Here is an 11,779-nt window from a genome sequence, read left to right on the forward strand (position 1 = left end):
GATGCCTGCTGCCATCGCTTCTTCCACTGCGTACTGGATCAACGGCTTGTCGACGATCGGCAGCATTTCCTTCGGGCTTGCCTTGGTTGCCGGGAGAAACCGTGTGCCGAGGCCCGCGACGGGAAAGACCGCTTTAGTAACGTTGAGCATGAGTAATCCATTGCATCCTGTGAATTCGTCCCGTTCCGCACCCGATGGCCGGAGCTGTCGTCAATTTCTGCACGACCGGCGCGTAGCGTAGTTGAAGCACCGTGGGCCCGCCGCAGCGTGGCCGAACCGCACCACGTTTTGGCATTTTTGGTAATGCGACCTGAGGCGTCGGAAGCGAAATAGTCAGGAAAGCGATTCAACGTTCATCGCACCCGCTTGGCAGGCGCGCCTCGCATGAATGGGTTCGGAGCCGACAACGTCTGGTCGAAAAGCGCCGCAAAGCCATGTTTCGACTTCGTATGCGTAATATCCGGCTGCGTCGCACATTAAGACCGCGTCGCCAATCGCTCAACAGGAACCTCTTCGGGCTCACAGATGTTGCTTTCCGTTCAGATATTGCGGGCGATCGCGGCCGTGCTGGTCGTGGTTTGCCACGCCGTGCACAAACAGGGTCAGCTGTCCGGCGACGGCAGCGTATGGGAACTCGGCGGATCAGGGGTGGATCTGTTCTTCATCATCTCCGGGTTCATCATGTGCCACGTCACCGCGGGCAGGCGAATCACCGCTCGCGAGTTTCTTTCAGCAAGACTGCTGCGGATCGTTCCTCTTTACTGGACACTGACGCTGGTCGCGTTGGCGGCCTATGTTGCGCATCCGGCTCTCGTCAACAGCAGTGGCGGAGTGACCGACGTGTTCGGGTCATTCGTGCTCTTTCCGACCGGCGCCAAGTTTTTGATCCAGACAGGATGGACGCTTAGCTACGAGTTCTGGTTTTACATCGTGTTCGCCGCTTCGCTGCGCTTTGCGCTTCGCGGCCGACTGCTCTTCGTCAGTGCAGTCATGTTCGGGCTGGTTGTGCTGGGCATAGTCGCCAGACCCGCTGATTTCACGGCCCGGTTTCTGACCGACCCATTGCTGCTCGAGTTCGTCATGGGGATCGGCGCCTATCTGTATTTGCGCAGCACCGTATGCCGGCCGCTCTGCAATGTGCTTCTGCTGACCGTGGGACTGCTTGCGCTGGTGGGCCTGAGTGCGTTCGATCTGCGCATGAATCGCGTGCTGACCTATGGCATGCCGTTCATGCTGATCTTCTGTGCGGTGGCCGGCAGCGAACCCGTGATCCGCTCCGTTTCGCGTAGCGTCGTCGTGCGAGCGTGCTGCGCGCTCGGCGATGCGTCGTATTCGCTGTATCTCTCGCATCCGTTCGCGCTTGCCAGTGCGGGATTCGCAGTCCGGCATTTCGGCATTCAGCGCGACGCCGCCGTGTCGGTCGCGCTCCTCTGTCTGGTCGCCTTGATCGTCGGATACGCGTGCTATTCGGTTCTGGAGCTCAATCTCAACCGGTATGCAAAGACCACGCTGCGACGACTCAGGCGCGTCGTTCAACCCGCCGATCAACGCTTGTAGCAGGTGCCCGAAGCCTCGCCCATGACCCCTCTCCAACGTATTGTCGCGCGGCAGCGGCGAGTTCACCCGCTGGCAGCGACGCTCGTCACCGGCGTGCTGTGTGCAATCGTGTTTTTCGTCCTTTACACGGAGCGCGCTCATGCATTGACCATCGTATTGAACGCGCTATTGATCGTTGCAATCCTGGCGATCAGGCCACGCAATCAAACGGTCCGATGGTTCCGGTTTTTCCTGTTTTTCTTTTTTGGCATCTTTCCGCTTTGGCAATTGCTGGCCGGTGACGAGATTTACCTGAAGCTCTATCCGCAAGACAGCGCACCGGTCATCGTTTGGTACCTGCTCTGCATTTTCGGCATTACGCTAGCCAAACTCGTGCTGGACGCAAAGAGCCGTGCGCTCGTTGAACGGCCTTCAAAAACCGGCCGCACCGCGCAAGCCGGCATTCCCGCTTATCTGTTTGCGGCCCTGTCGCTATGCGCGCTGGCATTTATCTATGTGAAGCTCGGCGGATATTCGCGCATTGCCCAGTTGTACGACACCCGTCTCGAAAGCAACGGCACCGAATATGACCCGTTCCGCGGGCTCGGTGTCGTTCAGGCACTGGCGAACACGTCGCCGCTGTGGGTGTTCGTCTGTCTGACCGTGCGCCGGCGCCGGAACTGGCTATTCACGATACTCGCGTTCGTACAGCTCGGTGTTCTGGGGTGGCTTTCGGCCGGCATAGCGGGCAGCCGCCAGGGCATCGTGTTCGTGCTCGTCTTCGCCCTGTTCATCTATCACGGCTTCGTTCAGCCGATTAGCGCCGCAAAGGCTCGCCTCTTCGGGATCGGTGTTCTGCTGGCGGGCATCCTGCTGATCCCATTGAAGCTAGGTCTCGGTTACTCCGAGCTGGGGAAACTGCCCGAACGCTTCGCGGAGCAACGCGATCTCGATCTGAGCATGGGACCGTTGAGTTCGTTTCTGTTCCGTGATCTATCGCGCTTCGATGTCCAGACGGTCGCGATCAACGAGATCAGCAAGCCGGCCTATACGCTTGCGATGGGCCGAAGCTTCGTCGGCGCGCTTGCGTCGATCATTCCCACCGCCGTCTGGCAGGACAAGCCCGACACGTTCGCCGAGGAAAAGACCGACATTGTGAAAGCGGTCGAACGCGGCACGCTTGAAAAAACCACGCTGCTGTTCGGTATGCCCGGCGAGTTTCTGGTGAATTTCGGTCTGGCGGGATTTGTGCTGTCGTTCCTGATTCCGGCGTGGCTGCTGGTGATCCTCAACAGCGTCGCCAATGCGTCGCGGCGCTGGACCGCACTCGCCGCCGTGTTGTGGCCGATGCCGTTCCTTTACTTTCTATTCGACTCGAACGTGCTCGTCTACTACGTGATTCGCTGGGTGCTTCTGTTCGGTTTGCCAATCGGCTTTGCCCTGAAGTGGCCGCGCACCGGACGCGGCCGCCCAAGCCGTGCTCTGAGCCGTGCGCCTTGAACCTGCCTTCGTGACTAAGCGTTTCGCGCGCTAAGTCGGGCGCGCCGGCGCGGCATCAGTCGAGACTGCGATCGAGTTCCGACACGATTTGCGCCACCGTCATCTCCGGCAGCTGCTTCGCGAGCAGATCCCAAAAGATCACGTCTCGCATGTCGCTCGCATCCTCCGCCGTCTTCCACGCGCGGGCGCCGACAATGGCGTCGGCGGTTTCGTGCGCGGCGTCGACGATTCTCTGAATGTCTTGTCGGTGCATGAATGCATTATCGGCCCGACACCAATCTTCTTTAGTGTTGCGCAGCGCCTGGTTTGCCGCGATTCCCAGGCGAGGACGAAAAAGGCCCGCCGGCGGGGGGCGCGGCGGGCAAGAAGCCCGAAGAAAACGCGCTCGCGCCCGTCTCCTTCGAGTGACCAGGCGCCATTCTAGCGAGCGCGAAATCGGACATATCCGTTTGGCGGTCAGCGGCAACATATTGTCCGAATCGAGAATGCCGCGGCATGGCGCCGGCATGGCCGCATTCGATCAATACCGCTCTTTCCTGCGTTATCTCAATATAAAAATATTAGTAAAGAATCCGATGCATTTTATATTTATTTGAGTGCGCAATCGTTTGCGCATCTTCACTTTGCCGAAATTAATATCGTCGCTGGTACAGTTACCAAGCACACCTTGCTACATTGTATTTTCTTCACAATGCCACGGCATTGTTTTGATTTGGCCGATTCCAGCACTATATCCATTCACATCGAACTCAAAATGCATGGAAGTTCGGTGTACATATTGCCAACTGTGTCTCGAGCGGCCAATGTCTTGACCTAATCGGCCATGCAATAACGGCAGTAGAACCGTTTGGATAGGATGCGTCGACACAATAAACACAGAGCGGAGCAAAAAGCTCTGGGAGTCTTGATTACTCGGGGAAAACAAATGGAGTTGGATCGAACCGCGTCACATGCGTTGCGGCAAAGCATCGCTCAGCCCAACGTGGACAGAACCACACGCATCGATATTGCCCTCTTTAACGGCTTTGCGTTGCCGGGGATCGCCGCGATTATCGAGGTGTTTCAGAAAGCCAACGCGCTCGCGGCGCCGAGACCGATTGGGCGTTCGCGCTATGACGTTTCGCTATGGTCGGCCGCCGGCGGCCGCATTGCCAGTTCGTCTTCCGTGTTTGTCTGGACCGAGAGTGTTGATAGCTACCGGGAGACGAGTGACGTGCATATGCTTTTCGTCGCGGGTGGCACAGGTGCGCAACAAGCATGCCGGGACGAACGGCTAAGAGATTGGCTGCGCCGCAGGCATTCGTCCAGCGAAATCGTTCATTCCATTCAGGAGGGCCATCAGATTCTCGAGGCAGCGGGTTTCGCGAGTCGCGACCGGCCGCTCTTCGAAGTGAGCCACGAATGGCTTGACGCCTATCCGCGAAGACCGTTTGGCGAGCCACCCGGCGCAGTCGATACTGCGTTGCGAATCGTCAAGCACGATCTCGGTGCGGAGCTCGCCCGGCTGGTTTCGGAATCGGTCGTACCCGAGCACAAGACGCCGTTCGCCTCGCCGATCAACGGGCGAAAGGTGCCGCATATCAGCGAGAAGATCATGGAATCCGCGCGCTGGCTCGAGGCGAACGTCGACCAGCCGATCTCGATCGACGACGCAGCGCAAGTGGCGGCGATGAGCGAGCGGAATTTCCTGCGGCGCTTCAAGAGCGAGATGGGCATCACGCCGTCCGACTATCTGCTGCGCGCGCGTTTGAACATGAGTTGCCGCTTGCTCGTGGAATCGCGCCTGCCGGTAGACAAGATTGCGCGCCGCTGCGGCATCGGCAGCGGCGGCCAATTGGCCAAGCTCTTCAGGAAGTATCTTTCGACTACGCCGACCGAATACCGGATGGGCCGCGAGGCATCAAGAACCGCGACCTGAGCGTCGGCAGCGTGCGCCCGGCCTCGCGAGCGGCACAGCCGCTCCGCTATGCGCCGAGCCGCCGATGATTGGCCCGGTAGGCGGTGGGCGTCTTGCCGAGGTGCTTGCGGAACAGCTTCGCAAGCCGCCCTCCGCTGCCGATGCCGCAACGCCGCGCGATACTGCCGACCGGCAAGGTTGTTTCCGCAAGCATCCGGCACGACATGTCGAGCCTCACGTAAAGGAGATAATCCGAAGGGGTCACGCCGAGTTCCGCCTTGAACCGTCGCAGGAAATTGCGCTCGCTCATCTGCGCCATGCGGGCGGCTTCGTCCACGCCGACCTGCCGATGGCCGTTTGCTTCGAGCCAGCGCGCCGACGACTGGATCTTCTCGCTCACGTTGTTCGTCTCGTTGCGACGAACGATATCGGCGAACGGATTGGGGACGAACTGCGCGAGCAGTGCGCTCATTCTGGGCCTCGATCCCGTGTCTCGCCCGAGTCCGGCTGCATCGAGCAGCAGGCGCCCTTCGTCGACCGGGAAGACATATCCGGTCAACGCACAGGCGCGACGCAACCACGCGAGCAATACGTCGTCGCGCAGCGCGTGGCTGACGCCCGGCCCGCCGGCGACGAAGAGCGCATGCAGGTCATCGAGCTGCCGCCCGGTCTCGATGCTTTCGGTCCAGACGAGGACGGCGGACGAACTGGCGATACGCCCTCCGAGGCTCGAAAACAGGCGGACGTTGTAGCAGTCCGGATCGGGCTGGCCGTACTGGCTCAATTCGTTCGCACACTCGAACGACTCGACGATGCGCGCAATTTCGGGCAAGGCGAAGCCGTCGAATACTGTGATGCCTATAGTTTTCAATTTTTCATGCTGGGTAGGCTGCATCCGCGCTTATTGCCGCGTCTCCTTCATCGACCCCGTTTGCGCCGCGCCGCGCGATAAAGCGCATTGCAACAAGACATGTCCGTCTTGCAATATCAATGTTACAAAAGGCGCGGCAGCCCGTCGGCACGGTGGCGGAATGACGCCAGGTCTTGACGGTTGAGGTCCAGATCAGCTTGCCTGTTTTCGTGTTGACCGAATCCGCCATACTTTTGGCGCCCGCAATCAATCCGGATCGCTAAACTATTAAGGATGTCTATATCGGTACGTACGAAAGCACTTGCGGGCGCTACCGATGCCGCGAATACCACCCTTTCACACGCCCACCCTTTCACACGCCGCTCCCATGTCGAACGACGAAGACCTGCACGATGAGATCAGTGACTGGAACCGTGCTTATCTCCGCCTCGCGCAGCGACTGATTCTCGAAGACCGCCGCAATGGCCAACATATGTTCGGCTTCTCGGACGATATGACGACCCTGATCGGCAATTTGACGCCGTCCGAGATCGATGCGCTCGCGACATCGGTGGAACTGGTTTGCCAGCTGCATACGGGACCGGCCTCGATCTTCGCGAGCATCCTGCATTGAGCGCGCATTGACGGTGCCTTGAACGCGCACTGAACCACCGAACATTTCCGCGCCAGCGTCGTACGACGCGCCCGGCAGCCTATCGCCACCGCGCCGCGCGCCCGGTCTTCCAAGTCCCGCGGCGCTGCATCGCGCTGTGTCGCCGGTCAATACGCGTTGTGGTGAATGAAGCCCTTGATTATCGTGGCGGCCACGATTCTCATATCCAGCACAAGCGACCAGTTGCACAGATAGTAGAGGTCGTGTTCGACACGGCGTTGCATCTTTTCGATCCGGTCGGTTTCGCCGCGATATCCATTCACCTGTGCCCAGCCCGTGATACCCGGTTTGATCCGGTAGCGATGGATATATCGGTCGATCAGCTTGCCGTACAGCTCGTCGTGTTCGATTGCGTGCGGCCGTGGGCCGACCACGGACATCTCGCCGCGCAGCACATTGATAAACTGCGGCAGCTCGTCGAGGCTGGTGCGGCGCAGGAATGCGCCGACCCGCGTAATGCGCGGATCCGAGCGCGTCGCCTGCTGCACGACGCCATGCGTCTGTTGATGAACCCGCATCGAGCGGAACTTGTAAATGCGAAATACGCGGCCATCCGCGCCCTTGCGACGTTGCCGGAAGAACACGGGGCCCGGCGACGAAAACTTGACGGCCAACGCGATCGCCGCAAAGAGCGGCGCCAGCGCAAGCAGCACACCCGCCGCGAACACGCGATCGAACAGCGCTTTCTGAGCGAGTGCGGCCGGCGAGAGCGGCGAAGCGGCGAGGTTGATTGCCGGCGAACCGGCCAGCTCGACAAGTCCGCTTTCGAATAATGCAAGGCCGCGCACATCCGGCACGAGACGGATGTTGATCAACTCGTCGCGGAAGGTGTCGAGAAAGCGCAAGATTGTGGGCTGCTCGGAGAGCGGCAGCGCAAGCCACAATTCCTGAATGCCGGCGGCCCGTACATAGTCGACGAACGCATCGAAGTCGGCGAAAACACGTAACCCATGCGCCGCGCCACGCGCGTTTCCTTGCGAGTCGAATAGCGCCGCAGGCCGAAAGCCGCTGCCCCGCACGGCATCGATCTTGCGCAGCACGCCTTCGCAATGCGTGCCTTCGCCGACCAGCGCAACAAGGCGCTGATTGAGGCCCGCGTGACGCAGCCGGCTCAATATCGCATAGGCGACCATGCGCGTGCCGATCAGCGCGGCGCCGCCGGCGACGGTCCAGTACCCGAACCACTGGCGCGACACATCGCTTGCATAGTGCAGCGAAAAGATCAGCAGAACGCAGCCGGCCTGCACGCACATCCATGCGAGCAGCACGCGCTGCACAAGCTGCATCGTTGGGCGGCCCCGCCATGATTGATACACACCGAAGGCCGGCATCAACGCCAGTGCGCATGCAATCGAAAAAGCGACAAAGAGCGCATCGAGTGTCCCTTGCGTAAGCAGGCTGCCGAAGCGCGCCTGCGCGGCTAACTCGGCCATCCCTGCAATCGTCGCGACATCGGCCACTCTTGCGACGAAGCCGGTGAAATCGTTACGCGCCCTCGCCCCACGCTGAAGTATATCGGCCTGCATGACGCGCTCCTAAGTCCGCACGTGCGCGCTGCTCGAGCGCCGCGCCATTCGCGCGTTGATGTGATTGCGAACAAAGGCGCATGCGCGCCTTCTCCCGATGGGCAGTATGACTTCGCCGTGGGCCACGGCGGCCGGATCCGCACTGAGCCGACTCACTTCGATACTCCCCGTGACTGATGCGTCATGTGAATTGAGTGGTTCGAATCATACTGATCGGCCTTCCTGTCAAAATTGACGTGACCGAAAAGAACCATATGTTGGCGGCGCGGCGCCGGATGACATGTAATTCGTTATCCAACGCATATAACGTGGCGGAGCTAGGACCGCTCGTGAGCGGCGCTGCTTTGCTGCGAGCGGGCGGTCGCACGATATTCACTTGCGGACACCGACAGGCGTCGCCGGAACAGTTTTGCGAGCGCCATGCCGCTGCTGAATCCGCAACGTCTCGCTACCTTGTCGATCGGCAGCGCGGTGGAGATCAGCAAGCGGCAGGCGAGCTCGAAACGCGCGTTGAGCAGATAGTCGGAGGGCGTGGTGCCGATGACCTGCGTAAAGTGCCGTAGCAGCGTCCGCTTGCTCATCAGCGCGAATTGGGAAATGTCCGCGACCGTAATCGGTCTGTTGCAGTTCTGCTCAATCCAGTCTGCCGCTTCGCGCATCTTGTCGCGCCGCATGTCTTCGCTTGGCTCGCCGGGAAACGCGGACAACCGGCGACTCGAATCGGGTATGACGCGCTCGCCCACTTCCTGGGCTCTCGGCGTTCCAAGGTCGCGGCTCACGATCGATAGCGCGCTGAAGAGCGCCCCACCGGGGTCGTAAATATCATGCACACGCGCGGCGACATCGGTATTCCCGGTTGCGCGATGACCGTGCCGGAACAGCGATCTGAGCCCGCCTGTCACGTCAGCAGGCGGGACGTCCGCTGCCTCGATCAGCCTGCGCCCTTCGGCAACGCCGATCACGAGCGCACCTTGACGATACGTTTCCCGGATCCAGCCAAGCAGGCGCGTATCGCGCGATGCGGCGCCCACGCCGTCCCCGCCCACGACGAACACGATGTCCAACGGCGACGACGCGGCAACCTCGCTCCACACCTGCATCTTAGCCGTACCCCTGACGAGTCCGCCGCTAACCGACAGCAGCCGGACCCGATAGCGGCGCTCGCTTATGCCGTTGAGCCTGTTCGCGTAGTGAAATATCTGATCGATGATGGCGACGTCCAGCGACGAAAATGCCGGAAAAACCAGGACCGCTATATGCCACTGCGCGTCGATCCCTTTTCGTTGTCCGAACGCATGTTTCTGATGCGGACCGCGATGTCCGGCAGATCGCTCAGAAGTCGTGTCGTTCATGTGTGAACTGGCTGGTGCTCAGGCTCCGATACGAGCGATGGAGTCTAGCGAGCCGCCGTCGCGAACCATGCGTTCATGGCTGAACGGCACCATGTTTTGGCCGTTGCGGGAACGACGGATGAATGACAGGAGCGACATTTCCATCGGATACCCGGACTCTTTCCCTGGCGGCACAAGTCATTTTCCAGCTGTAACCGTCTTGCCATGTCCCTGGGGCGGCGTACCGCGCCGGCCCGAAAGCAACTTCGTTTAACGGATGAGCCGTCGGAAGCGATGCGAGGGCGAGAGACGGAAGAAAGCAGGCGGTGTCGATGCGGGAATAGTCGATGGCAGTTGTGTGTTTGCCTTCTCGCGAGTCCGCTCATCGGGAGCGGCAGGCAACGCGCACATTCGGTCAGCCTGAAACGGATGATGCGCAAAACAGGAGAGTTTTCCATCCATGGAAAATATCGAGAGCACCCAGGTTACGTCAGATACGCGCGAACTGTTCGGTGTCGGCAACGATCATGCGGAAATGTTCAGGTTGATCTTCGGCTTCAACGTCTCGCAGATCATTCGTGCCGCAGCGTTGTACTCGCTACCCGAACACCTTGCACAAGGGCCCGCCACAGCGGAAAGCATCGCGGTCGCCGAGTCCCTCGACGTCGAGGCGACATTTCGCTTTATGCGCGCTTGCGCCTCGCTGAAACTGTTGACCTACGATGGACATTCGAAATTTGCGGCGACCTCGTTGCTCAATACCCTGCGCAAGGACAATCCTGTCTCGATGCGAGGACTGGCCCTGATTCAGGCTTCCGCGAGCCACTGGCTGCCGTGGGGGCACTTCAGCGAAGCGATCAGGACCGGCGAGCCGCAGGCGGTCGCCACGCTAGGCCGCAGCGCGTGGGAACATCTGGGAGACTCCCCTGTCGAAGTCGCTGCCTTCGCGGATGCGATGAAGAGCAGTTCGATAATCTTCAACCGCGATGCCGCATCCCTCGTCGACACGCAAGCAGTCGAGGTCGCGGTCGATGTCGGTGGTGCAAGCGGTACCTTCATTCATGCACTGATGGCGGTCAACCCGGCTCTGCGCGGCGCGGTGTTCGATCTTCCCGCTGCGGTTCCCGCGGCGGTCGAAGCGGCGCACGAACTCGGCCTGCAGGATCGCTTCGCGGTTGTCGCCGGCGATTTCTTTAGCGACCCCGTTCCGCCAGCCGATTTGTACCTGTTGAAGTTGATCCTGCACGACTGGAATGACGATGCATGCCTGGCCATTCTGAGAAACTGCAGACGCGCCATCAACCCCGGCGGACGCATGGTGGTGGCCGAGGTGTTGATGGGTGCAGTCGGAACCCCCGGCCTCGCGCCGCTGATGGACCTGACCATGATGGTCGTGCTCGGTGGCAAGGAGCGCAGTCTGGAGGAATTTCAGGCGTTGTTCGATGCCGCGGGCTTTCGTTTCACTGCTGTCAAACCGACGTCGACGCCATTCGTGCTGATCGAAGCGATAGCTGAGTGAACGAACATGGGTGAGTCGCCAGTGGTGACGGGCGACTCGCCCATGCGCGCGTTGTGCGCCGGATGGTGCCCGCATCGACGCCCGCTCTTGTGGTTCTGGTTGGTCGTTTCTAGTACACGCAATCTTGTCTGGAAGAGTTAAAACGCTTTGTGCGATTCAGTCGGTGATCAGATAATTCACGAAAACGAAAGTCCATCGTTGAGTCAAATGAATTATTGGATTTATGCCTTGATAAAGAACAAACCGGTTGCGCACAAGCGAATGAAAATGCGAAGTAACGATGATATGAATTAACGGTGAAATCATCATGCCCTGCGGATGTATAGAATTATCTGTATTTTTATCACCATTCACAAATCCAGTTATTGTTTCCAATTCGTCAAACGCATTGAATTGTGAATCACTTTGCGTTAGCTTGCCGCCGCAAGGTCGCGTCCACCGCGTATCAGTGCGCTCGCCTCATTGTGGGAAGTCGCCGATAGTCAAGGGGAAGCCAGCGGTCAGGTGCGGCTGGCGAGCCCCCTGAAAATTCGTTGAAAACGACATCAGCGATGCTTTCTTTTCTCTTCGGGTTCATTGAATTGCTCGTGCCAGCCAGACTGGCGCGCCCACCTCTTTCATAGCACTTTTCAAATCGTCGATGCATGAAGAGCTGCAATGGCTTGTGCTCGAATTTTCGAGGAGGTCGGTAACTTTTTTGTCATGCAAGATGCATAGACTCCCGCCTTTATTGATTTTCGTTGAATAAATGAGGAGTCTGACTACATGTTTTCCCGGAAAATACGCTTTGGCCTGCATACGTCGCTGATGTCTGGCGTGCTATTGCTTTCCGCATGCGGGGGCGGCGACGGCAATAACAACAGCAGCACGAATGCATCGGCGCCGCCGCCGCCGGCGGACCAGAGTTTCGTCGATAGCGCGCCGGTTCCCGACGTCCCCGCGTTCGT

11 protein-coding genes are annotated in these 11,779 nt (G+C 59.6%); 6 read left to right on the forward strand and 5 right to left on the reverse strand.

Annotated features, from left to right (window positions below):
• A partial coding sequence (locus ACYPXD_RS06415; protein WP_459708762.1) for a sugar phosphate nucleotidyltransferase occupies nucleotides 1-150 on the reverse strand: 150 nt, incomplete at its 3' end.
• A 375-nt stretch (nucleotides 151-525) separates the two neighbouring features.
• Between ACYPXD_RS06415 and ACYPXD_RS06420 the strand changes: the two genes are divergently transcribed.
• Nucleotides 526-1,557: an acyltransferase family protein gene (locus tag ACYPXD_RS06420; RefSeq protein ID WP_459708745.1), complete on the forward strand. Its 1,032-nt coding sequence runs from the start codon at nucleotides 526-528 to the stop codon at nucleotides 1,555-1,557.
• A 21-nt stretch (nucleotides 1,558-1,578) separates the two neighbouring features.
• Nucleotides 1,579-3,036: a hypothetical protein gene (locus ACYPXD_RS06425; RefSeq protein WP_459708747.1), complete on the forward strand. Its 1,458-nt coding sequence runs from the start codon at nucleotides 1,579-1,581 to the stop codon at nucleotides 3,034-3,036.
• A gap of 55 nt (nucleotides 3,037-3,091) precedes the next feature.
• On the opposite strand, the gene ACYPXD_RS06430 is transcribed toward ACYPXD_RS06425, so the two are convergent.
• The gene (locus ACYPXD_RS06430; RefSeq protein WP_459708749.1) at nucleotides 3,092-3,289 is read right to left on the reverse strand and encodes a hypothetical protein; all 198 of its coding nucleotides are present in this window, start codon (nucleotides 3,287-3,289) and stop codon (nucleotides 3,092-3,094) included.
• A gap of 672 nt (nucleotides 3,290-3,961) precedes the next feature.
• Here ACYPXD_RS06430 and ACYPXD_RS06435 point away from each other — a divergent pair.
• Nucleotides 3,962-4,954 carry a GlxA family transcriptional regulator gene (locus tag ACYPXD_RS06435; protein WP_459708765.1) on the forward strand — a complete coding sequence of 331 codons (993 nt, stop codon included), beginning with the start codon at nucleotides 3,962-3,964 and terminating at the stop codon, nucleotides 4,952-4,954.
• A gap of 46 nt (nucleotides 4,955-5,000) precedes the next feature.
• On the opposite strand, the gene ACYPXD_RS06440 is transcribed toward ACYPXD_RS06435, so the two are convergent.
• Complete coding sequence (locus tag ACYPXD_RS06440) at nucleotides 5,001-5,804, reverse strand: helix-turn-helix domain-containing protein (protein ID WP_459708751.1); 804 nt, start codon at nucleotides 5,802-5,804, stop codon at nucleotides 5,001-5,003.
• Nucleotides 5,805-6,171: 367 nt separating this feature from the next.
• Here ACYPXD_RS06440 and ACYPXD_RS06445 point away from each other — a divergent pair, with 367 nt between their 5' ends.
• Nucleotides 6,172-6,417 carry a flagellar transcriptional regulator FlhD gene (locus tag ACYPXD_RS06445; protein WP_459708754.1) on the forward strand — a complete coding sequence of 82 codons (246 nt, stop codon included), beginning with the start codon at nucleotides 6,172-6,174 and terminating at the stop codon, nucleotides 6,415-6,417.
• A 146-nt stretch (nucleotides 6,418-6,563) separates the two neighbouring features.
• Here the strand turns inward: ACYPXD_RS06445 and ACYPXD_RS06450 are convergent, their stop codons facing one another.
• Together ACYPXD_RS06450 and ACYPXD_RS06455 are read right to left on the reverse strand one after the other, a co-directional pair.
• Nucleotides 6,564-7,982, reverse strand: coding sequence for an undecaprenyl-phosphate glucose phosphotransferase (locus ACYPXD_RS06450; RefSeq protein WP_459708756.1), 1,419 nt, complete (start codon nucleotides 7,980-7,982; stop codon nucleotides 6,564-6,566).
• Between the two features lie 317 nt (nucleotides 7,983-8,299).
• Entirely contained in the window at nucleotides 8,300-9,334 is a 1,035-nt protein-coding gene (locus tag ACYPXD_RS06455) for a GlxA family transcriptional regulator (RefSeq protein ID WP_459708758.1), read from the reverse strand.
• Nucleotides 9,335-9,848: 514 nt separating this feature from the next.
• Between ACYPXD_RS06455 and ACYPXD_RS06460 the strand changes: the two genes are divergently transcribed.
• Both ACYPXD_RS06460 and ACYPXD_RS06465 read left to right on the forward strand, forming a co-directional pair.
• Nucleotides 9,849-10,832 carry a methyltransferase gene (locus tag ACYPXD_RS06460; protein WP_459708767.1) on the forward strand — a complete coding sequence of 328 codons (984 nt, stop codon included), beginning with the start codon at nucleotides 9,849-9,851 and terminating at the stop codon, nucleotides 10,830-10,832.
• A 765-nt stretch (nucleotides 10,833-11,597) separates the two neighbouring features.
• A partial coding sequence (locus ACYPXD_RS06465; RefSeq protein WP_459708760.1) for a hypothetical protein occupies nucleotides 11,598-11,779 on the forward strand: 182 nt, incomplete at its 3' end.

The sequence above is a fragment of the Paraburkholderia sp. 2C genome, assembly GCF_054589215.1.

Coding starts and splice junctions, on each gene's coding strand:
- ACYPXD_RS06435 (WP_459708765.1), top strand. CDS start 3,962: ATGGAGTTGGATCGAACCGCGTCACATGCGTTGCGGCAAAGCATCGCT.
- ACYPXD_RS06455 (WP_459708758.1), bottom strand. CDS start 9,334: ATGAACGACACGACTTCTGAGCGATCTGCCGGACATCGCGGTCCGCAT.
- ACYPXD_RS06445 (WP_459708754.1), top strand. CDS start 6,172: ATGTCGAACGACGAAGACCTGCACGATGAGATCAGTGACTGGAACCGT.
- ACYPXD_RS06430 (WP_459708749.1), bottom strand. CDS start 3,289: ATGCACCGACAAGACATTCAGAGAATCGTCGACGCCGCGCACGAAACC.
- ACYPXD_RS06420 (WP_459708745.1), top strand. CDS start 526: ATGTTGCTTTCCGTTCAGATATTGCGGGCGATCGCGGCCGTGCTGGTC.
- ACYPXD_RS06450 (WP_459708756.1), bottom strand. CDS start 7,982: ATGCAGGCCGATATACTTCAGCGTGGGGCGAGGGCGCGTAACGATTTC.
- ACYPXD_RS06425 (WP_459708747.1), top strand. CDS start 1,579: ATGACCCCTCTCCAACGTATTGTCGCGCGGCAGCGGCGAGTTCACCCG.
- ACYPXD_RS06460 (WP_459708767.1), top strand. CDS start 9,849: ATGTTCAGGTTGATCTTCGGCTTCAACGTCTCGCAGATCATTCGTGCC.